Origin of the sequence: Pseudomonas nabeulensis, from assembly GCF_004682045.1 — a bacterium.
In the GTDB taxonomy this organism is placed as follows: domain Bacteria; phylum Pseudomonadota; class Gammaproteobacteria; order Pseudomonadales; family Pseudomonadaceae; genus Aquipseudomonas; species Aquipseudomonas nabeulensis.
This window is the reverse complement of sequence record NZ_QUZT01000040.1, coordinates 41,014-60,473: the sequence shown is the minus strand read 5'-3', so window position 1 is coordinate 60,473 and position 19,460 is coordinate 41,014. Positions and strand designations below refer to the sequence as shown.

Annotated in this window: 18 protein-coding genes, 1 tRNA gene and 1 pseudogene; 7 read left to right on the top strand and 13 right to left on the bottom strand. The window is 61.4% G+C overall.

Going from position 1 to position 19,460, the window contains the following annotated elements; translation table 11 throughout:
• Window positions 1-86: 86 nt before the first annotated feature.
• Complete coding sequence (locus DYL61_RS20170) at window positions 87-1,166, bottom strand: 3-deoxy-7-phosphoheptulonate synthase (RefSeq protein ID WP_135309789.1); 1,080 nt, start codon at window positions 1,164-1,166, stop codon at window positions 87-89.
• Between the two features lie 614 nt (window positions 1,167-1,780).
• Here DYL61_RS20170 and DYL61_RS20165 point away from each other — a divergent pair.
• The gene (locus DYL61_RS20165; protein ID WP_135309788.1) at window positions 1,781-2,221 is read left to right on the top strand and encodes a GNAT family N-acetyltransferase; all 441 of its coding nucleotides are present in this window, start codon (window positions 1,781-1,783) and stop codon (window positions 2,219-2,221) included.
• Window positions 2,222-2,257: 36 nt separating this feature from the next.
• Here the strand turns inward: DYL61_RS20165 and DYL61_RS20160 are convergent, their stop codons facing one another.
• The gene (locus tag DYL61_RS20160; protein WP_135309787.1) at window positions 2,258-2,497 is read right to left on the bottom strand and encodes a DNA-binding protein; all 240 of its coding nucleotides are present in this window, start codon (window positions 2,495-2,497) and stop codon (window positions 2,258-2,260) included.
• Between the two features lie 82 nt (window positions 2,498-2,579).
• Between DYL61_RS20160 and DYL61_RS20155 the strand changes: the two genes are divergently transcribed.
• From DYL61_RS20155 to DYL61_RS20135, 5 genes are all read left to right on the top strand, one after another.
• On the top strand, window positions 2,580-2,945 hold the full coding sequence (locus tag DYL61_RS20155; RefSeq protein WP_135309786.1) for a helix-turn-helix domain-containing protein: 366 nt from the start codon (window positions 2,580-2,582) through the stop codon (window positions 2,943-2,945).
• 150 nt (window positions 2,946-3,095) lie between these two features.
• Window positions 3,096-3,737, top strand: coding sequence for a response regulator transcription factor GacA (gene gacA / locus DYL61_RS20150; RefSeq protein ID WP_099585067.1), 642 nt, complete (start codon window positions 3,096-3,098; stop codon window positions 3,735-3,737).
• Between the two features lies 1 nt (window position 3,738).
• Window positions 3,739-5,562, top strand: a complete 1,824-nt coding sequence (gene uvrC, locus DYL61_RS20145) for an excinuclease ABC subunit UvrC (RefSeq protein ID WP_135309785.1) — start codon at window positions 3,739-3,741, stop codon at window positions 5,560-5,562.
• A gap of 32 nt (window positions 5,563-5,594) precedes the next feature.
• The gene (pgsA, locus tag DYL61_RS20140; protein ID WP_105700203.1) at window positions 5,595-6,155 is read left to right on the top strand and encodes a CDP-diacylglycerol--glycerol-3-phosphate 3-phosphatidyltransferase; all 561 of its coding nucleotides are present in this window, start codon (window positions 5,595-5,597) and stop codon (window positions 6,153-6,155) included.
• A gap of 60 nt (window positions 6,156-6,215) precedes the next feature.
• Window positions 6,216-6,291 (top strand) — tRNA-Gly (locus DYL61_RS20135).
• Window positions 6,292-6,436: 145 nt separating this feature from the next.
• Here DYL61_RS20135 and DYL61_RS20130 read toward each other — a convergent pair.
• Together DYL61_RS20130 and DYL61_RS20125 are read right to left on the bottom strand one after the other, a co-directional pair.
• Window positions 6,437-7,558, bottom strand: a complete 1,122-nt coding sequence (locus tag DYL61_RS20130) for a metallophosphoesterase (RefSeq protein WP_135309784.1) — start codon at window positions 7,556-7,558, stop codon at window positions 6,437-6,439.
• Window positions 7,559-7,968: 410 nt separating this feature from the next.
• On the bottom strand, window positions 7,969-9,135 hold the full coding sequence (locus DYL61_RS20125; protein ID WP_135309783.1) for an MFS transporter: 1,167 nt from the start codon (window positions 9,133-9,135) through the stop codon (window positions 7,969-7,971).
• Window positions 9,136-9,229: 94 nt separating this feature from the next.
• Here DYL61_RS20125 and DYL61_RS20120 point away from each other — a divergent pair, with 94 nt between their 5' ends.
• Window positions 9,230-10,186: a LysR family transcriptional regulator gene (locus tag DYL61_RS20120; protein WP_167497986.1), complete on the top strand. Its 957-nt coding sequence runs from the start codon at window positions 9,230-9,232 to the stop codon at window positions 10,184-10,186.
• On the opposite strand, the gene DYL61_RS20115 is transcribed toward DYL61_RS20120, so the two are convergent.
• From DYL61_RS20115 to DYL61_RS20080, 9 genes and pseudogenes are all read right to left on the bottom strand, one after another.
• Entirely contained in the window at window positions 10,129-11,424 is a 1,296-nt protein-coding gene (locus DYL61_RS20115) for an MFS transporter (protein ID WP_135309782.1), read from the bottom strand. The genes DYL61_RS20120 and DYL61_RS20115 overlap by 58 nt on opposite strands.
• 183 nt (window positions 11,425-11,607) lie before the next feature.
• Window positions 11,608-11,895 (bottom strand): transcriptional regulator, encoded by a 288-nt coding sequence (locus tag DYL61_RS20110; RefSeq protein WP_238704593.1) that lies wholly within the window; start codon window positions 11,893-11,895, stop codon window positions 11,608-11,610.
• A 139-nt stretch (window positions 11,896-12,034) separates the two neighbouring features.
• Complete coding sequence (locus DYL61_RS20105) at window positions 12,035-13,561, bottom strand: sensor domain-containing diguanylate cyclase (protein ID WP_135309780.1); 1,527 nt, start codon at window positions 13,559-13,561, stop codon at window positions 12,035-12,037.
• Between the two features lie 160 nt (window positions 13,562-13,721).
• Complete coding sequence (locus tag DYL61_RS20100; RefSeq protein ID WP_135309779.1) at window positions 13,722-14,078, bottom strand: cupin domain-containing protein; 357 nt, start codon at window positions 14,076-14,078, stop codon at window positions 13,722-13,724.
• Window positions 14,075-15,406 carry an NAD(P)/FAD-dependent oxidoreductase gene (locus tag DYL61_RS20095; protein WP_135309778.1) on the bottom strand — a complete coding sequence of 444 codons (1,332 nt, stop codon included), beginning with the start codon at window positions 15,404-15,406 and terminating at the stop codon, window positions 14,075-14,077. Before DYL61_RS20095 ends, DYL61_RS20100 begins: the two co-directional genes overlap by 4 nt.
• Window positions 15,407-15,416: 10 nt before the next feature.
• On the bottom strand, window positions 15,417-16,589 hold the full coding sequence (locus DYL61_RS20090; protein WP_238704595.1) for an FAD-dependent oxidoreductase: 1,173 nt from the start codon (window positions 16,587-16,589) through the stop codon (window positions 15,417-15,419).
• Between the two features lie 45 nt (window positions 16,590-16,634).
• Window positions 16,635-16,796: pseudogene (locus DYL61_RS31620) on the bottom strand (rubredoxin); the annotation flags it as partial.
• An 11-nt stretch (window positions 16,797-16,807) separates the two neighbouring features.
• Entirely contained in the window at window positions 16,808-18,244 is a 1,437-nt protein-coding gene (locus DYL61_RS20085; protein ID WP_135309776.1) for an aldehyde dehydrogenase family protein, read from the bottom strand.
• Between the two features lie 14 nt (window positions 18,245-18,258).
• Window positions 18,259-19,440 carry an aromatic ring-hydroxylating oxygenase subunit alpha gene (locus DYL61_RS20080; protein WP_135309775.1) on the bottom strand — a complete coding sequence of 394 codons (1,182 nt, stop codon included), beginning with the start codon at window positions 19,438-19,440 and terminating at the stop codon, window positions 18,259-18,261.
• Window positions 19,441-19,460: the final 20 nt, after the last annotated feature.

Genomic DNA, 19,460 nt, shown 5'->3' with positions numbered 1-19,460 from the left:
GCTCACTACAAAGGCAGTGTGTTCTGGTCATCTCTTAACTGACTGGCATTAGGGCAAGCCCCCTCCAACCAGTTGATCGCGCTCAATCAGCTTACCTTGCGGGCTTCGCGCAACCGCTCTGCCGCACTACGCAACAATTGCTCGGTGCCATCCCAACCCAGACAACCGTCCGTTACGGACACGCCGTATTTCATCGAAGCGCTCAACGGTTGGCAGCCTTCGAACAGATGGCTTTCAATCATCATGCCGATCAGCGACGTATCCCCCTGCAAACGCTGCTCCAGCACTTCGTTGAACACCGCCGGTTGACGCAATGGATCCTTGCCACTGTTGGCGTGGCTGCAATCCACCATGATCCGTGCCGCCACCTTGGACTTGGCCAGGTCGTGCTTCACCTGTGCAACGCTCTGCGCATCGTAGTTCGGCCCACGGTGACCGCCACGCAGCACCAGGTGGGTATCGGGATTGCCAGGGGTCTGGATGATCGCCGGATGCCCTTGGCTGTCGACGCCGAAGTGGCGGTGCGGGTGGGACGCCGAGCGCATCGCGTCACAGGCAATGGCGACGCCGCCGTCGGTGCCGTTCTTGAAGCCCACGGGCATGCCCAGTCCGCTGGCCATTTCGCGGTGGATTTGCGATTCGGTGGTGCGCGCGCCAATCGCGACCCAGCTCAGCAGGTCATCGAAGTAGCCGGCGGCCATGGGTTGCAGCAGTTCGGTGGCGACCGGCAGGCCCAGGCGCAGCATTTCGCGCATCAACTGGCGGGACAGGGTGAGGCCGGCGGCCATGTCATCGCTGCCGTCCAAATGAGGGTCGTAGGCCAGGCCTTTCCAGCCGATGGTGGTGCGCGGTTTTTCGACGTAGGCGCGTATTACCAGCAGCATCTGGTCGCTGACTTCAAGCGCGAGCTTCTTCAGGTTGCGGGCGTATTCCATAGCCGATTCGGGGTCGTGGATCGAGCACGGGCCGACAATCACCAGTAAACGCGAATCTTCGCCATTGAGGATGGCGCGCACGGCTTGGCGATGGGCGTGGATCTGTTCGACGAGGAACGGGCTGAGGGGCAACTGGTGCTTGAGCTCAAGGGAGCTGGGCAGGCGCTGGGTCAGGGCCTCATTGGCGCTCGACAGGGCGGATACAGAGAGAGCGGCGGTGGCAGAGTTCATATTCAAGGCTTCCTGGGCAAGCTGCGGGCTATTCCCGCGCGCTTGGCCCTACTGGGGTGTTCGACAATTGGCCGTATCGGCTACGTGTGTTGGCTTGCCACCAAGAGGTGACCGATCGGAGGCGGCAGGCTGTCCCGAACGGAGCTGGCTAAATCGCCATGCAGTGGAAGTGTCGTAGCGGTAATAGGTGGCGTAGTTCATGTCGTGATTCCTTGAGTGATCTTGCAAAAATGTGATGAAGGCCTGAAAAAACAAAACCCCCGGTCGGGGAGCCGACCGGGGGTTAGATTTCTCTGGTAGGCGACCCCTTGAGTAGTGGGCGCCGATTTCAGGTATCAGGCGCGCCAGTGGCTAAACCAATACCCAAAATAAAAGTTTACTGCTGCGCTCGAACCGTTCACACGGGTAGCCGACACCGAGCGCGGGGCGCTGGCAGCAGGGCAAACCTGAGTGTGGGTGAGGTGCAACATGGTATGTCTCCAAATGATGGAGGGGAGCTTACTAGAGGCACGTAGAGAGATTCAATCAGTAATTTCTATTATCCGGGAGTACTTACGACTATGGGGTGAGTGCCGATATGCTGGGCATACTTCCATTCAAACGGACATGAACACATGGCGTTTCACCTCAAGGCGGCCACGGATCAGGACTTGCCTTTCGCCCGCACGCTGACCCACGAGGCAATGCACGACTATTACCAGCTGTACGGTCTGTTGTGGTCGGACAACGGCTTTGACATTGCCTGGGCCGGGCGCGAGAACTGGTTGATCTGCAATGACAGCGTGGTGATGGGCTTCATCAGCCTGAGCCGCGACAGTCGTGCGCTGTATATCCGCGAACTGCATATGCTGGAGACCTGCCGCAAGCAGGGCGCGGGCAGTTGGGTGTTGGCGCAAATGGCACTCAAGGCACAGGCGCAGGGGCTGCTGCGCTTGACGGTGTTCAAGACCAACCCCGCCAGACGGCTGTATCAACGCCAAGGCTTGAGCATCGTGGGCGAAGAGGATTGTTTCTGGCGCATGGAACTTGAGTGTCGAGCGGCACCACTGGACTAAAACAGGCACATCCCACAAATAAGCGCATACTGCTTTTCAGGAAACGATTTCCGGGTTGCTGATCTGTGCTTCTGGCTCGTCCAGGATAATCCCTTCTTTCATGCCCAGCAGGACCGCCACCTTATGGGCTTCTCCACGCCGTCCCTTTTTACGCCCAGCGAGCACTTGATAGGTCGTCGCAGGATCGACGCCATGTTCTCGAGCAAATGCTTGAACTGACTTTCCTTGATGTTCCAGCCAAGCCTTGGCTTGTGCGGCAGTGCGAATACCGGGCATAGTTCAAAACCGTTCAAGTTTGTGTAAAAAAGAGATGAATGTGTCACCTCTTGGGGTGTGCCAGATAGGATCATACATCCAAATGAGTGGAATCGGTTCGCGTTTACGGCAGGAAAGAGAACGACTCGGCCTGTCACAGAAAATTTTTGGTGAAATCGGCGGCGTTGAAGCCAACGCCCAAGGTAAGTACGAAAGCGGGGGGCGTGCGCCCAAGGCTGATTACTTGTCACGCGTGGCCGAGCGCGGTGTGGATGTTTTATACGTGCTGACGGGCAACCCGACGCCCATCCAGCTGGAAAACCTTAGCCAGCTAGAAGAAAAGATCCTCGAAAACTACCGGGTCATGTTCAAGGAAGACCAGGACGCTATCCGCCAGTTGGCCTCGACGCTGGCGGAGCATTCCGTGCTGCATAACGGAAAACCCAAGCCTGTCACTCCGCAAAACTGACCTTTTGCCCAGCATAAATGGCCGCCTACCGAACGGCGGAGGCTTTAGTGCGGGCAAACGCTATATATATGACGCTTGCGGCTAGGTCTGTGCCTGGGTTTTTTGCTAAGGTGTTCAGCAACCTATAAGACCATATCGCGAGGTGTCTGCTTGATTAGGGTGCTAGTAGTCGATGACCATGATCTCGTTCGTACAGGCATTACACGAATGCTGGCTGACATCGATGGCCTGCAAGTAGTCGGCCAGGCCGAATCGGGTGAGGAATCCCTGATCAAGGCACGGGAGTTGAAACCCGATGTGGTGCTGATGGACGTCAAAATGCCGGGGATCGGCGGTCTGGGCGCCACCACTAAATTGTTGCGCAGCCATCCCGACATCAAAGTCGTGGTGGTGACCGTGTGTGAGGAAGACCCGTTTCCGACGCGCCTGCTCCAGGCCGGCGCCGCCGGTTACCTGACCAAGGGCGCTGGCCTGGCCGAGATGGTGCAAGCCATTCGCCTGGTATTCGCCGGCCAGCGCTACATCAGCCCGCAGATTGCCCAGCAGTTGGCCATCAAGTCCTTCCAGCCGGTCAGCGACTCACCGTTCGACACGTTGTCGGAGCGGGAAATCCAGATTGCCTTGATGATCGTCGGGTGCCAGAAGGTCCAGACCATCTCCGACAAGCTGTGCCTGTCGCCCAAGACCGTCAACACCTACCGCTATCGCATCTTCGAGAAGCTCGCCATCAGCAGTGATGTTGAATTGACCCTGCTCGCGGTGCGTCACGGCATGGTGGACGCCAGCGCCTGACATGACCACACCGTTTGATCCAAGTGCCTTCCTCTCAACCTGCAGTGGCCGCCCTGGCGTGTACCGCATGTTCGACAGCGAGGCACGCCTGCTGTATGTCGGCAAAGCCAAGAACCTGAAAAACCGCCTGGCGAGCTACTTTCGCAAGAGCGGTCTCGCGCCCAAGACGGCTGCGTTGGTGGCGCGTATCGCCCAGGTCGAAACCACCATCACCGCCAATGAAACCGAGGCGCTGCTGCTTGAACAGACGCTGATCAAGGAGTGGCGGCCGCCCTACAACATCCTGTTGCGCGACGATAAGTCCTACCCCTATGTGTATTTGTCCGACGGCAACTTCCCACGTCTGAGCATTCATCGTGGCGCGAAGAAGCAGAAGGGCAAGTATTTCGGGCCTTATCCCAGTGCCGGTGCGATTCGCGAAAGTTTGAGCCTGCTGCAAAAGACCTTTTTTGTGCGCCAGTGCGAAGACAGTTTCTACAAGAACCGTACGCGACCGTGCCTGCAATACCAGATCAAACGCTGCAAGGCGCCATGCGTGGGGCTGGTCGAGCCGGCGGAGTACGCCGAGGATGTGCGCCATTCGGTGATGTTCCTCGAGGGGCGCAGCAATGCACTCACTGACGAACTTTCCGGCGCCATGGAGCAAGCGGCCAGCACCCTGGATTTCGAGCGTGCAGCCGAGTTGCGTGACCAGATCTCCCTGCTGCGCCGCGTGCAGGACCAGCAGAGCATGGAAGGTGGCAGCGGTGATGTTGATGTGATCGCCGCATTCGTCAACCCCGGTGGCGCGTGTGTGCACTTGATCAGCGTGCGTGGCGGCCGCGTGCTGGGCAGCAAGAATTTCTTTCCGCAGACCGGTATCGACGAGGAAGTGGCCGAGGTCATGGCGGCGTTCCTTGGCCAGTATTACGTGAGCAGCCCTGAGCGCGACCTGCCGTCGGAACTCATCGTCAACGTGGTGCACGAAGACTTCCCCACACTGATCGAGGCGATCCACGAACTGCGTGGCCGCGAACTGGACATCAGCCACCGTGTGCGCGGCACTCGTGCCCGCTGGCAGCAACTGGCGGTGACCAATGCCGAGCAGGCCCTGGGCGCACGCCTGGCCAATCGTCAGCACGTTGCTGCACGCTTCGACGCCTTGGCCGAAGTCCTCAACCTGGACGAGCCACCGCAGCGCCTGGAGTGCTACGACATCAGCCACTCCAGCGGTGAAGCCACGGTGGCGTCCTGCGTGGTGTTCGGGCCGGAAGGGCCGATCAAGTCCGATTATCGGCGCTATAACATCGAAGGCGTCACCGCCGGCGATGACTATGCGGCCATGCATCAGGCGCTTACGCGACGTTTCAGCAAGTTGAAGGACGGCGAGGGCAAGTTGCCGGATATCCTCCTGGTGGACGGCGGCAAGGGCCAACTGTCGATGGCCCGCGACGTGCTCAATGAGTTGGCGGTGCCCGACCTGATCCTGCTCGGCGTGGCCAAGGGTGCCACGCGCAAGGCCGGTTTCGAGACGTTGTACTTGAATGATGCCGCCCATGAGTTCACTTTGAAGGGCGACTCACCTGCGCTGCACTTGATCCAGCAGATTCGCGACGAAGCCCACCGCTTCGCCATTACTGGCCACCGCGCCCGCCGTGGCAAAACCCGACGAACCTCAACCCTGGAAGGGGTGGCAGGGGTAGGGCCGACGCGCCGCCGCGATTTGCTTAAACATTTTGGTGGCTTGCAAGAGCTATCCCGTGCCAGCATTGACGAAATAGCCAAAGCACCCGGTATCAGTAAAAAGCTCGCTGAGTTGATTTATGCGAATCTGCACAGCGAATAGAATGCCTTTCCACCTCGTAGCCAGTTGTGCCGATGAATATCCCTAATCTGATCACCGTTCTACGCGTCCTGCTTATTCCGATTTTCATTCTGTTGTTCTATTTGCCGTATGAATGGAGCTATGCCGCCTCAAGCTCCGTGTTCGCCTTTGCCGCTGCCACCGACTGGCTCGACGGCTACCTGGCCCGCCGCCTGGAACAGAGCACGCCGTTCGGCGCGTTCCTCGACCCGGTGGCCGACAAACTCATGGTGGCTGTGGCCCTGGTGCTCCTGGTGCAGGAACACGGCAACCTCTGGCTGACCCTGCCGGCCGCCGTGATCATCGGTCGCGAGATCGTCGTCTCGGCCCTTCGCGAATGGATGGCCGAAATCGGCGCCCGCGCTCATGTTGCTGTGTCCAACCTGGGCAAATGGAAAACCGCTGCGCAAATGCTTGCGCTGGTCATTTTGCTGGCCAACCCGTCGGACTTCTCCTTCTGGGTACTGATTGGCTACGCCTTGCTGCTGATCGCGGCGGGCCTGACGTTGTGGTCGATGCTCCAGTATTTGCGCGCCGCCTGGCCACATTTGCGCACCACCGTCGAAAAGAAATAAAACTTTTTTGAATCAAGAGGTTGACGAGTTCCGAGATTTCTATAGAATGCGCATCACCAAGCGGGAATAGCTCAGTTGGTAGAGCACGACCTTGCCAAGGTCGGGGTCGCGAGTTCGAGTCTCGTTTCCCGCTCCAAGCATTACGAAAAAGCCACTCTAACGAGTGGCTTTTTTTTGCCTGGGATTTGTGGAGACGCCGCGGCGTCGTTTTTTGTTTTAGCGCGATTTATCGGCCTCTCTATAGTGGTTGGATCGACTTTCATCTGACCGCCAGACCGCTTTCAGAGTACTGCGCGGCGTAGCGTGATCCTGGTCAGTTCCGAAGGCTTGCCCAAGCGCAGTGCAAAGCCAGGCCACAGTGCAGTGCCGTTGTTGACGTACAACGACATCCCATCGACATCATAAAGCCCCGATACAAACCCTTCATTTAGTACCGCAATGACTCGGTCGATTCCCAGGATCATTCCGCCGTGGGTGTGGCCGGAGAGTTGCAACGCTACACCTTGTTTGGCGGAGTCGCGGGCGTTCCGGGGTTGATGATCCAGCAGGAGAATGGGAGCGTTTTTTGGCGCACCTGCAATCGCTTGCTTGAGATCCGGAGGCGGGAAGCCGGTCTTGGGCGCGGTCAGGTCCGTCACCCCGGCCAGTACCACCTGTGCGTGATCACGTTCGATCACTGTGTGGCTGTTCGCCAGAGGGCGCATGCCCAGCGAGACGAAGTACTGCATCCAGGCCGCGTAATCAAAAAAATACTCATGGTTACCGGGTATCACATACACACCGTCCGGAGCGTGAAGATTGCGTAAGGCCTCTACGTCTCGTGCGCGGTCACTCACCGAGCCGTCGATCAGATCACCGGTCGCGACTATCAGGTCCACACCCAAATCGTTCGAACGGCTTACAACCGCTTGCGTCCATGGCGCATCAAAAAGCCGACTGATGTGCAAGTCAGTCAACTGCAAGACCTGGTAACCCTCGAATTGCGAGGGCAAGTCTTTGATCGCGATTTCGATATCTTTGACAGGTGGCACGCCTACTGCCTGGTGTACGCCGGCGGCTGACAACACCAGCGCTGTGGTTCCCAGGCCGTAACGTACGACCGCAGGAATGCTTAGGACGCGTCGTCGAATTAGCATCGCGATAAGCGTGGCGATATCGGCAACCATTTGAAGTACTGCCGATAGCAAAATCGCGCCAAACGCCCAGTTGAGGAGTATGACCAGAGGGCGTGCAAACTCCGGAGAGAAAACGCTTCCGGACGAGAACCTGCAATACAAATGATATTGCGATGCAAGTACGAGTAACACCGCAACAGCCATCCTGGCCGGCACCGCCCAAGGCATTGGCCAGATAAACCGAATAATGACGTATAGGCACGGTAGGCTGAACATAAGGTGAAACATCAGTGCTTCCTTGAACGATGCATGTGCAGTGTTGGACGGTATGCATAATGACCGGTGACAGACGCAGTCGTGCGTTCAAATGTCGAAAAGTCTGTCTGCGCTGATTCAGCCCATGGATCTTTCAGCGACACGCTCGAAAAAGCTCATGTATTTGTAGATTCTCGACAGGAGAATCGCCCCCTCGTCGTCAGCGACCGTCTGACGTGCCGCCGCCAATGCCTGAAGCTCATCCATATGGTTTGCGTAAATAAAGGCCAAGGCGCAAACGGATGGAGACGCCCCAGCGCCTGCCCTATGAGTTGGCCTTCATGCCGGCGGCGTCCCGTTTCCCGCTCCAGGCATTACAAAAAAGCCACTCTAACGAGTGGCTTTTTTTTGCCTGGTGATTTTTAGATCCCCTCACACCCTCATCACACCACCACCGCCGCAACCGCTCTGGAACGCCAGGCAAACCCCAGCACCATCACCAGTCCAAGACCCGCCATCGCCGCACCCGCCAAGGCAATCGCTGGATAACCCAGCCCCGCGTTAATCACCGCTCCACCCAGCGCCGCACCGATGGCGTTGCCCAAGTTGAAGGCGCCGATGTTCACCGCCGAAGCCAGGTTTGGCGCGTCCTTGGCCGCTTCCATGACGCGCATTTGCAGCGGTGGCACGAGGGCGAAGCTGGCGATACCCCATATCAGGATGGCGACGGCAGCCGGCAGTGGCCAGCGCATCAGAATAGTGAACGCCAGCAAGACCAGAATCAGCACGCTCAGCGACGCGATCAAGGTGCGATCAATCGAGCGGTCGGCGGCTTTGCCGCCCCAGATGTTGCCCAGCGTCAGACCTACGCCGAACAGGACCAGCATGGCGGTGATGAAGGCGGTGGACGCGTGGGTTTCGCTGCTGAGGATGGGGGCGATATAGGTGAAGACGGTAAACATTGCCCCCGAGCCGACGACGGTCAGTGCCAGCGCCCCGAGCACCGGGCCACGGCCCAGTACCCGAATTTCCGCCAGTGCGCCGGCGCTTTTCGGCGCGGGCAGGTTGGGCAGGGCGAACCACAACGCAGCCATGGTCACCACGCCGAGCCCGGTAATGCCCCAGAATGCGCTGCGCCAGCCGAACAGTTCACCAAACCAGGCCGCCAGTGGCACGCCGCCGATGGTGGCCAGGGTCAGGCCCATGAACATGGCCGCAACCGCCCCGGCACGTTTCTCCGCCGGAACCACGCTGGCGGCAACGATGGAACCGACGCCGAAGAACGCGCCGTGGTTCAGTGAGGTCACTACCCTGGCGATCATCAGGCTGTAGTAATCAGTCGCCAGGGCGGACATCAGATTGCCGAGGGTAAAAATCGCCATGAGTGCTATCAACAGATAGCGCCGGGGGATCTTGCCGGTGGTGAGGGTCATCAGGGGCGCGCCGAGCAGCACGCCCAAAGCATAGGCACTGACCAACAGGCCGGCGGCAGGAATGGACACGCCAAGGTCCGCCGCAATACCCGGCAACATGCCCATGGGGGCGAACTCGGTAACGCCGATGCCAAAGGCACCAATGGCGAGGGCTACAAGGGGTGGATTGATACGCATGGAAGGCTCCTTATCTATGCCGCTAATGCTACGATCCATCCTTTTCAGGCGGTAGATAGCATTTTTGGCAATCACCTTTGCGTACGAGGCACAGATGGACGTCAACGGCAGGTCGGGTGAAATGGGTGTGTTCGTTTCCGTGGCGCAAGAAGGCAGCCTATCGGCTGCGGCGCGGGCATTAGGGATGACACCCTCGGCGGTCAGTCGGATCATTGCGCGGACCGAACAGCGTCTTGGCACTCGGCTGTTGCTGCGTACCACGCGAGCGCTCAGCTTCACCGCCGAGGGCGAGGCGTTCCTGCGTGGCGCCCGGCGTATCCTGGCGGATATGGCCGAGGTCGAAGAGGCCATCGCCGATCAAGGCGTGCCGCGAGGCCGTTTGCGGGTCAGTGCTGCACTGGGTCATGGACGGCTGGCCATCGTCCCGCTGGTTGCCGCGTTCAGTACCCGCTACCCCAATATCGTGGTCGACCTCTCCCTGGGTGACGAAGTGGTCGACATTCTCGGCGGTCAGGCCGACGTGGCGGTACGCTTTGGCCATTTGCCCGACAGCCCGCTGACCGCGCGCAGGATAGGCGCCACCGGCCAGGTCGTGGTGGCATCGCCCGACTATCTCCAGCGTCACGGCACGCCTCAAGCGCCGGAAGACCTGCTGCAGCACAACTGCCTACGCTTCAACTTCCGGCGGGCCGAACCCAACTGGCCGTTTATCCGCGATGGCAAAGCGTTTTCCCTGAAGGTCAGTGGCAACATCGAGTGCAGCAGTGGTGAAGCACTGGCCCAACTGGCGCGAGTCGGTGCCGGTATTGCGCGGATCGGTGCGTTCAGCGTGAGTGAGGACCTGCAGCGCGGTGACCTGATACCGCTGTTGCAAGCCTGGAACCCCGGCGACCAGGAGCCGATTCATGCCGTGTTTGTCGGGGGCTCGGCGATGCCCGCCCGGGTGCGCGTGTTCGTCGACTTTCTGGTGGAGCATCACCGGATGAACACTGATCAGCGCTCGCCCAACGGCGCAGGCTCCCCGCTCAACGCATCCACCAACGGCGGGTGATCCTGCGCGGCCTGGCGCAAATCTTCGGTCACCCGCAGTTCAGCGCCGGTCGGCGAGTAGGTGGCTGAAGCGGTGAACGGCGCGGGATTGGCCGGGGCAGGGCGTTTGCCACGTCGCCAGACGAAGAACGTCACCATGCACAGGTTGACCAGCGCGAATACCCAGAACAGACCGTGGGCGCCGAACGAGTTCATCACCGGTGAGATCAGCATCGGGCTGATCGCCGAACCCAACGAGTTGATCAGCAGCAAACCCTGGATCATCGGTACCAACGCTTCCGCCGGCGCGCGGTCGGCAGCATGGCTGACCGCCACCGGGTACAGCGCGAACACCCCACCGCCGAGCAGGAACAGCATCGCGGCGAGCATCGTCGTCGACAACGGCAGCAACACGATCACCAATGACAGCACGGTGCAGGCCACCGTCAACAGGGTCAGCACCTGCAAGCGGTCCGTGCGGTCGGACCAGCGGCCTACCGGGTATTGCAGCAGCATGGCGCCAAGGATCGTCCAGGCCATCATGTTGCCCACTTCCCCGACATTCAGGCCGGCGCGTTGCAGATACAACGGCAGCAACGTGTAGATCGCCGCGATGGTGACACCCGAGCCGAAGCAGCCGACCAACCCGGTCGGGGTGACGCCCAGCAGTTGCCGGGGCTTGAGCGGCTCCACCTGATCCAGCAGGGGCGACACCCTCGGCAGGATCACGATGGGCAGCACCGACAACGACGCGAGCATGCCGGCGACCATGAATGGCGCGCTGTCGCTCAAACCGGTGATGCTGCCCAGCGTTGCCTGGCCCAGCACGCCCGCGCCGTACAGCACGATCATGTACAGCGCGAGCAGGCGCCCGCGAATCTTCGCGTCACCGGCCAGCAGCAGCCAGCTCTCGATGACCAGAAATACACCGACCGTCGCCCAGCCGTTGATCAGGCGCAGCACCATCCAGCCCCAAGGGTCATAAAACAAGCCTTGCAACAGGATGGTCACGGCGATCAGCGACGCAAAGCTGCCGTAGGCGCGGATATGGCCAATGCGCAGGATCAAGCGGTCATTGAAGATCGCGCCCAGTGTCAGCCCGATAAAGTAGGCCGACGCTACGACACCGATCATGGTGGCGGACGCGCCTGCCGCATCGAGCCTAAGGGTGGTCAGGGAGGACAGGAAACCGTTGCCCAGGGCCACAATAAACAGCCCGAGCAGGGGCGCCAGCGCCATGGCCAGCAAACGCGGAGACATAAAAACCTCAAGGAATCGAACAGCGGACGGGCGCTTCTGCGCCAGTCAACACTCAGGCGTCTGCAAGCGAGCGCGGGATTCTAAGGCTTGGTGGGGATTTGCCAAGAGGGGCTTGCTGCGGCGTTGTGACGCAGGCGGCAGGGTGCCACCTGCGGGTTCAGTTTGATCGGGATCTGAGCGCGCTCAGTCCTCGGCGCAGTCGGAAAGCGATTCGGATAGCTGGCTGATAGCGCCCTGATCCTGCTTTTGCAGCGCCCGGTAATGCTTGATCACCACGGCTTCCTGGGGAGAGAGGCTGGCTTCCAGGGTCGGCGTATGCACCCCCAGCAGCACGTAAAGAATATCGGCGCCGCCGTGGGCAATACCGATCAGGTAGTTGGCCTTGGGCAAGCGCGCGCCAGACTCATAGTGCGCCTGGGCATTGCCTTCCACGCCGCCGAGTGCGGCGAATTCAGGTTGTGTCAGGTTCATGCTTTTGCGCACTTCCCTCAATCGGATTCCAACAGGTTTCACGGGCTTGGCCTTGGGAGAGTATCAAGGGACCATACACCCTTGAATTCAAAACGGGTGAAGTTAATCGAAAATACATGCAAATGGGTGTATTTGGCGGCTATATAAAGCGGTCCCTACCGTGCTGCTTGGCCATATAGAGCTTCTTGTCAGCGCTGGTAATCAGGCCGGCGGGTGTGACAGCGTGTTCGCCCGGCTGACACGTGGCGATCCCGGCGCTGGCGGTGATGTGCCCCAGCGGATGGGCGCTGTGTTCGATCCCCAGTGAGCGAATGGCCTCCAATATGTCGCGGGCCAGCAGCGCGGCGCCGTGGCTGTCGGTGTTGGGCAGCAACACCGCAAATTCTTCGCCGCCATAACGCACCGCCAGATCTCCCGGGCGTTTGACCGCTTGGCCAATGGCGGCGCCTACCGCGCTGAGGCAATCGTCACCCGCCGCGTGACCGTAGGTATCGTTGTAGCGCTTGAAGTAATCCACATCGAGCATGATCAACGACAGCGGCCACTGTTGCCGCGCCGCCAGGCGGATCTCATCGACCAACGCGCTGTCCAGCCGACGACGGTTGCCCAACCCCGTGAGACTGTCCGTCAACGCCATGTCGCGCATGGATCGGTGCGCCAGGCGTAACTCCCGCTCCATCAGCATCCGCAGGCGCAACTGGTTCAACACAATCAGGCCGAACACCGTGAACGCGCCAATCAGGAACAGCAACACGAAGCCGGTCTTGAACAAGTCCCACCGCCAGGGCGCGATGATCGACTCACGGGAAAGCCCCGCTTCAACCACCAGCGGATAGGCCGTCAACGCCCGGTACGCATACAGGCGCTCGGTGTCATCCACCACCGCCTTGACCTCGGCGATGCCTTCATTGGAAACCGGCAGGTAATGCTGGAAAATCGCGCTGTCCGCCAGGCTCTGGCCCACCACCGAGGCAATGAACGGCCGCCGTACCAGGATGGTGCCGTTGCGCAAGGCCAGGACCAGTGCGCCCTTGTCATCGATTTTGAAATCGCCGTAGTAATCCACGAAATAACTGACCTTGATGGTGCCCAGCAAGACGCCGGCGAATGAGCCGTCAGGGTTGTTCAAGCGGCGCGAGATCGGAATGATCAGTTCATCGGTGGAGCGGCTTTTCACCACCGCGCCGATGCGTACGCTGGGGTCCTCATGGGTGCGGTGATAGTGGAAGTAATCACGGTCGGCATTGTTCGCCGGTTCCGGAACCACGTCTTTGTCGGTCACGATCCACTGCCCATCCGGGCCGTAGATGAACAGCCCATGCAATTGCGGCATGAGCTTGGCTTGCTGGACCAGCAGGTTGTGGATACGCGCAACGTTGATGCCCTGCAGGCCGTCGCCTTCGACCCGTTCAGCGAGGGCGGCGGTCAGCACATCGACCTGGCGGATGGCGTCTTCGGCATGCTGCGCCGTGGCGCGTGCCAGGTTCGTCACAGAATCGCGGGCGGTGGCGAAGGCGGCGTGGTAGTCGCGCCAGGTGCGCCAGCCTTCGACGGCCAGGAACGCCAGGATCACCGTGAGCATGAAGGTCACGGTCAGGCGGAACGCGACACGCGCGCTGACCGCTTGGGTGAGGGGGCTGGAGTCCGGTGGTGTGCGTCCGAGCATGTGGGGGTCCTTGTGCGGCCGGTCTCGCTAAACCATAGCAGGCGAGCGAGCCCAGACGGTTGGGGCGGACAGATCACACGGTCGGACGCTCAGACGTATGGAGAGGGGAAGGGTTGAAAACGTTCAACTTTGTCGGGCCCGCGCGACCTCTACAGCGCGTTCAAGCCAGCCCCTGCCGTTGCTTCCAGTCACCGGGATACACCACGTAGCCAAACAGCGCGTGCCCGCCGTAAACCAATTCCGTTCCCTCGGGAATCCACAACACTTGCCCCGGCGTCACCCGGTAATGTTCGCCATTGGCCTTGAGTTCGAAGCAGCCTTCGATCACAAAGACCACCTCGTCATACAGCACCGTCCAACTCACCTCGGCGCCTTCCCAACGGGCGAAACCGACGCCCAGGTTGGGGGAGATTTCATTGCTCAAGGCACGCGCCACCCAGGCATCGCCGGGCGGCCCGCCGCGATGGATGAATTCAAGGTGACGGTGATCCACCAGCCTGACCGGTGCCTTGCTCATAGTTCGCTCCGGCTGTTCCACGCCGCCAGCCGAATGCGCGAGCGTACGCCCAGGCCCAGCAGCGGTTCGGGCGGGTTGCGCGAGGGCATGCCAGTGACGGCGTGGATGTCTTGCAGGCGCTGGGAGTGTGCGCCGACCACCCTGTCCGCGAGCAAGGTGCCGGAGATGGTGCCCCAGGCGGCGCCGACGCCGTTGTCGCAGGCGGTGGCGTACACGCCGTCGTCCAGCTCGCCGAAGAAGTTGGTGAAGTTGCGCGAGATCGCATACACGCCGCCCCAGGTGTGGGTGAAGTCGACGTGGGCCAGGTGCGGGTAACGCGCCAGCAGTGCGCGACGATGACCGCTGCGGATCTCCTGGCGCGTGCTGTCGCTGACGCTCTTGCCGTAGCGCGGTACGTGCTTGTAGGTGTTGCGGATCATCAGGCGGCGATCCTGGGTCATGCGCACGGTGGTGCCGGCGTGATCGGCCGGGGTCAGGCCCCAGTCGGGGAGGATGCCGGTGGCCTGCATTTCGGCGTCGGTCAGCGGGCGGGTCCAACTGGCGAAGGTCATCACCGGCAGCAGGCGGCTGCGCAGGTAGCCGAACTCTTGGGTGAAGATGCTGGTGCCCAACAACAGGCGAGGGGTGCGTACCTGGCCGTCGACACCTTGCAGCAGCCACTGGCCTTGGGCATCGCGTTGCAGGCCCTTGATCGGCGAGTGTTCCAGCAGTTCGACGTTCGGCGGCAAGGTCTCGGCCAACCCTCGTACTAATGCGGCAGGCTGCATCAGGTAGCACCCCGGCGTGTACACCGCGCGGCTGTAGTGATGAGTACCGATCACGCCCGCCAATTCCTCACGCTCGACGCTGCGAAACGGCTCGCCTAATTCCTTCATCAACCGCTCGAAATGCTCGAGATAGGCCAACCCGCGCGGGCCTACCGCGCCCTGGTATTTACCGGCGTGGGACCATTGGCAGTCGATCTGGTGGTGCTCCACCAGGCCTTGCAACTGGGCGATGGCTGCACGGTTCAGGCCGAGCAGGCGCTGTTTGTGTTCCGGGTCCGGGTGTTCCAGGGCCATCTTGTGCGGCAGGTCGATGACAAAGCCGGAGTTGCGCCCCGAAGCGCCGTAGCCCACGCGTTGCGCGTCGATCAATACAATGCGGGCCTCGGGCTGGTGCACGGCCAATTGCCGGGCAGCCGCCAGGCCGGCGAAACCGGCGCCGATCACGGCGTAGTCGACCTGTTGTTGTCCGTTCAAACGTTTGGCGGGTGCCGGTTCAGGCAGTGCGGCATACCAGCCGCAGTCCTGGTCATCGTGTGGCAGGTGGATAGCGCGGTTGTTCATCTTGTTATTCTCAGGCCACGTTTGAATGGGGAGGAAGGCAGGTCTGCAATAGCGCGCTGCGTTGTTGCTGGGCCTGGCGCCCAAGCAAGGCAAAGCCGCGCAGGTTGCCGCTGTCGTCATGGAACGCGGCGCTCAGGCCATCGGCCGTCAGCTCGATGCGCCATTGGCCGGTGCAGTCCATCGGCGCGGGCAACAGGCACAGCGGCGCGACGGGTGTCTTGACCGTCACCGGCATCAGCGGGTAACGCACCGGCGTGGGTTGCCCCAGCAGCGTGCGCGCCAACGCGTCGATGCCTTGATTGATCGGCGCCAGGTACGGCAGCAACTGGCCGTTGATTTCGATGCAATCACCCAGGGCAAAAATGCCCGGCACTGAGGTTTGCAGGTGTTCGTCTACCTGGATCCCGCGTCCACAGGCCACGCCTGCGGCTTGGGCCAACTCGACGCTGGGGCGCAAGCCCACGGCGGACAACACCAGGTCGGCTTGATGCTGCTCGCCGTTGGCCAATGTCAGGTCGAAGCCCTGCGCGCCACGCTCGATGTGCTGCAAGGTGGTCTGCAAGCTCCAGCTCACCCCCAGCGCGCTCAGCGCTTGTTGCAGATGCAACCCGGCAGCGTGCGGCAACAGACGCTCCATCGGCCAGTTGCCCAGGCCGATGACCTGGACCTGATAACCGCTGCTGGCCAGGTCATTGGCGAACTCGCAACCGATCAACCCATCGCCGAGGATCGCGATGCGTTCAACCCCCGCCAACTGCGTGCGGAAGGCCTGGTAGTCGGCCAAATTGTTCACGCTGACCAAGGCGTCGTGGGCACCTTGCACCGGAATGCGGATTGGCTCCGCTCCGCTGGCAAGCACCAGTCGGCCGTAGCTCATCTCGCCGAGGCTGGTGTGCAGGCGGCGGGCCTGGGTGTCGATGCGTTCCACGTGACAGTGCGGGTACACCCGAATGCCCAGGCGCTGCTCGATGGCCATCGGGCTTTCGCTGGCCAGGGCTTCGGCGCTACGGCCCTGGGCCAGGGCGATGGACAGCGCAGGCTTGGAGTAGGCGTGGCCGCTTTCACGGGTCAGCACGCGAATCTCGAGGTTCGGGTCCTGCTTGCGCAGGGCTTGGGCCAGGCCATAACCGGCGTGGCCGCTGCCGATGATCACCACCGGGCCGTTCACGACGTTTGCCTGCATGGGGGCGACAACCGGTGCCACCTTGACGGCGGTCACCGGTTCGCTGATCTCGATCATCTCGAAATCCGCCTTGCCCACCTTGCACTCCGGGCACAACCAGTCTTCCGGGATATCTTCCCAGCGCGTACCAGGGGCGATGCCGTCGTCGGGCCAGCCGAGGGCTTCGTCGTAGATCCACCCACAAATGATACATAGCCACTTTTTCATGGGGTCGGCCCTCACTCGCCTTGAATTCGCACAGCCAGGTTCTTGGTGCGCACATAGCTGTACAGCGCTTCCTGGCCTTTTTCGCGGCCGTAACCCGACAGCCCGACCCCGCCAAACGGCGTCTCGATGCCACCGGCAAACCATTCGTTGACGAACACCTGGCCCGCGCGCAAACGCCGGGCACAACGCAGGGCACGGTTCAAGTCCTGGGTGAACACACCCGCCACCAGGCCGAAGTCGGTGCCGTTGGCCAGTTCGATGGCGTGTTCTTCGCTGTCGAACGGCAGGATCGCCAGCACCGGCCCGAACACTTCGCTCGTGGCGATTTCCATGTCCGGGGTCACATCGCAAAACACCGTGGGCTGCATGAAGTTGCCGTGACGGCTGACCGCCTCACCGCCCGCCACCACCCGTGCCCCCTGTTGCTGGGCGCGTTGGCACATGGCCTGGATGCCCTGCAACTGGCCGGCGGAAATCACCGGGGTCAACTCGGCGTTTTCCGCACCAGTGCCGATGTGCAGGCCGCGGGCGAGGGCAGCGACGTGTTCCACCACCTCGGTGTAGATCGAGCGTTCCACCAACAGCCGCGACATCGCCGAGCAGACTTGCCCTGCGTTGAAAAAGATCCCGCTGCGCACGCTGGCCAGCAGTTGTTCGCGATCGGCGTCCGCGAACACCACGGCGGCGGACTTGCCGCCCAATTCCATCACGCTGGGCACGGCGTTTTCGGCGGCAGCGCGCAAGATGCTCTGACCGGTGGGCACCGAACCGGTAAACACAATCTGATCGACCTGTTTGTGTCCCGCCAGGTAAGCGCCGACTTCCCGCCCACGCCCACACAGCAGGTTGACCGCACCGCTCGGCAGCCCGGCCCGCTCGATGGCCTGCATCAACACGCACAGGCCCAGCGGCGACAGCTCGGGTGACTTGACCACCACCGCATTGCCCGCCGCCAGTGCCGGCGCCAGGGAGCGTGCACAGATCGACACCGGGAAATTCCACGGCACGATCTGCAACGACACGCCCATCGGCTCATACAGCGTGAAGTCCATGTAACCGTTGCCCAGCGGCACGGAGATGCCTTCGATCTTGTCCGCCATGCCGGCGTAGTACTCGAAGTAGCGCGCCGCTTCGATGAACTCGTCGCGTGCATCGTTGAGGGTCTTGCCGTTTTCCGCGCACAGGATGTGTGCGCCTTCGTCCGCCACCAAGCGGATTTGTCGGGCGATTTCCAGCAGCCAGGTCACGCGTTGGGCCGGGCGCACGCGGGTCAGGGCGCCGCTGTCGGCACAACGACGCGCCGCCAGCAGGGCACGCTCGGCGTCGGCGATACTGGCCTGGGCCATGGTCGCCACCGGCTGGTTGTCCGCCGGGTTGAGGATGGTCAGGTGCTGGTCGCTGTCGAGCCATTGCCCGTCGATGTAATTCAGCCAATGTGCAGGGGTCATGATTGTTCTCCGCCTCAGGCCGGCTTGACGCTGTCGAGCAACTGACGTGCTGCCCACTTGTGGAAGTAGTGGGTGGGCAAGTCCATTTCCGGCGAGAACGCGCCGCCGCCGTAACCCGGTGAGTTGCGGCCTTTCTGCATGCCTTCCACCGAGGCGATGTCTTCGGCGAACACCACGCGCCACGACTCCATCACGGCGTTGCGCGCGGCGGCGTAATGCGGGTCGAGGGCTTCGTCACCGACATAGAACAGGCGCAGGTGCTCAACGGTTTTGCCCGGCGCAATCGGCTCCAGCATCATCGCGAACGCGTGGTCGGCCTGGATGCCCAGCAGCACGTTGGGGAAGAACGACACGTACTCGGCGTTGCGCAGACGGTCGGCCGGCCACGACGGGAACGTCGGCAGGTGCGTACCGGCCACATCCGACAGGTTGTAGGCGTAGCTGCCTTGCCCGGCGAACTGGTCGAACAGAATGTTGTAGTGATCTTCCAGGCGCGAATAGCTGTTCAGGCTCGGGTGTACCCACGGCAGGTGATAGGCCTCGCAGTAGTTCTCCACCGCGAGTTTCCAGTTGCAGTTGACCTCGATGGCCATGGCGCCGCTGTCGCTTTCGCGGCGCATCAGGTCCATGCCGTCGTGGCCGAGGAACTGGGTCCAGCGTTCGGTCAATGGCGCCAGGGCGTCTTTCAATTCAGGGGCATCGCCGGACAGATTGACGAACACCATGTCCATCCAGATTGCGCTGCGCAGCGGTTTGAGGCCGTGTTTCTCGCAGGCGAAACGCTCGTCCTTATGTTGGTTGATGCCGCCCACATGGGGCGTGCCACGCAGGGCGCCGTTCAGGTCGTAAGTCCAGGAGTGGTAAGGGCAGCGGATCATGCCCTGCACGGTGCCAGCCTCTTGCACCAGCTTTACGCCGCGATGGCTGCACACGTTGTGGAACACCTGCACCTGGCCTTCACGGTTGCGCATGATCAACAGCGGCAAGCCCATGAAATCCACCGGCTTGACGTAGGCATTGGTCGGCAGGTCGCTGGCGAAACCAATGCACGCCCAGTTGCGGCCGAGCATCTGGTCGCGGTCCAGTTCGAAGAAGGACTGCTGGGTGTAGAAGTCGTTGGTCAGGCCGTGGGCCTGCTCGATGGGGCCCAGGACGGTTTCCAGGCTGTGTACGGGAATAAGGTTGGCGATGCCCATTATTGTTGTCTCCAGATCGC

Excerpts from the sequence above, each read along its gene's own strand:
- DYL61_RS20125 (WP_135309783.1), bottom strand. The coding sequence starts at position 9,135 with ATGCGTATCAATCCACCCCTTGTAGCCCTCGCCATTGGTGCCTTTGGC.
- DYL61_RS20115 (WP_135309782.1), bottom strand. The coding sequence starts at position 11,424 with ATGTCTCCGCGTTTGCTGGCCATGGCGCTGGCGCCCCTGCTCGGGCTG.
- DYL61_RS20085 (WP_135309776.1), bottom strand. The coding sequence starts at position 18,244 with ATGACCCCTGCACATTGGCTGAATTACATCGACGGGCAATGGCTCGAC.
- DYL61_RS20100 (WP_135309779.1), bottom strand. The coding sequence starts at position 14,078 with ATGAGCAAGGCACCGGTCAGGCTGGTGGATCACCGTCACCTTGAATTC.
- DYL61_RS20130 (WP_135309784.1), bottom strand. The coding sequence starts at position 7,558 with ATGTTTCACCTTATGTTCAGCCTACCGTGCCTATACGTCATTATTCGG.
- DYL61_RS20080 (WP_135309775.1), bottom strand. The coding sequence starts at position 19,440 with ATGGGCATCGCCAACCTTATTCCCGTACACAGCCTGGAAACCGTCCTG.
- DYL61_RS20105 (WP_135309780.1), bottom strand. The coding sequence starts at position 13,561 with ATGCTCGGACGCACACCACCGGACTCCAGCCCCCTCACCCAAGCGGTC.
- DYL61_RS20110 (WP_238704593.1), bottom strand. The coding sequence starts at position 11,895 with ATGAACCTGACACAACCTGAATTCGCCGCACTCGGCGGCGTGGAAGGC.
- DYL61_RS20155 (WP_135309786.1), top strand. The coding sequence starts at position 2,580 with ATGAGTGGAATCGGTTCGCGTTTACGGCAGGAAAGAGAACGACTCGGC.
- DYL61_RS20095 (WP_135309778.1), bottom strand. The coding sequence starts at position 15,406 with ATGAACAACCGCGCTATCCACCTGCCACACGATGACCAGGACTGCGGC.
- DYL61_RS20090 (WP_238704595.1), bottom strand. The coding sequence starts at position 16,589 with ATGCAGGCAAACGTCGTGAACGGCCCGGTGGTGATCATCGGCAGCGGC.
- DYL61_RS20170 (WP_135309789.1), bottom strand. The coding sequence starts at position 1,166 with ATGAACTCTGCCACCGCCGCTCTCTCTGTATCCGCCCTGTCGAGCGCC.
- uvrC (WP_135309785.1), top strand. The coding sequence starts at position 3,739 with ATGACCACACCGTTTGATCCAAGTGCCTTCCTCTCAACCTGCAGTGGC.
- DYL61_RS20165 (WP_135309788.1), top strand. The coding sequence starts at position 1,781 with ATGGCGTTTCACCTCAAGGCGGCCACGGATCAGGACTTGCCTTTCGCC.
- DYL61_RS20120 (WP_167497986.1), top strand. The coding sequence starts at position 9,230 with ATGGACGTCAACGGCAGGTCGGGTGAAATGGGTGTGTTCGTTTCCGTG.
- DYL61_RS20160 (WP_135309787.1), bottom strand. The coding sequence starts at position 2,497 with ATGCCCGGTATTCGCACTGCCGCACAAGCCAAGGCTTGGCTGGAACAT.
- pgsA (WP_105700203.1), top strand. The coding sequence starts at position 5,595 with ATGAATATCCCTAATCTGATCACCGTTCTACGCGTCCTGCTTATTCCG.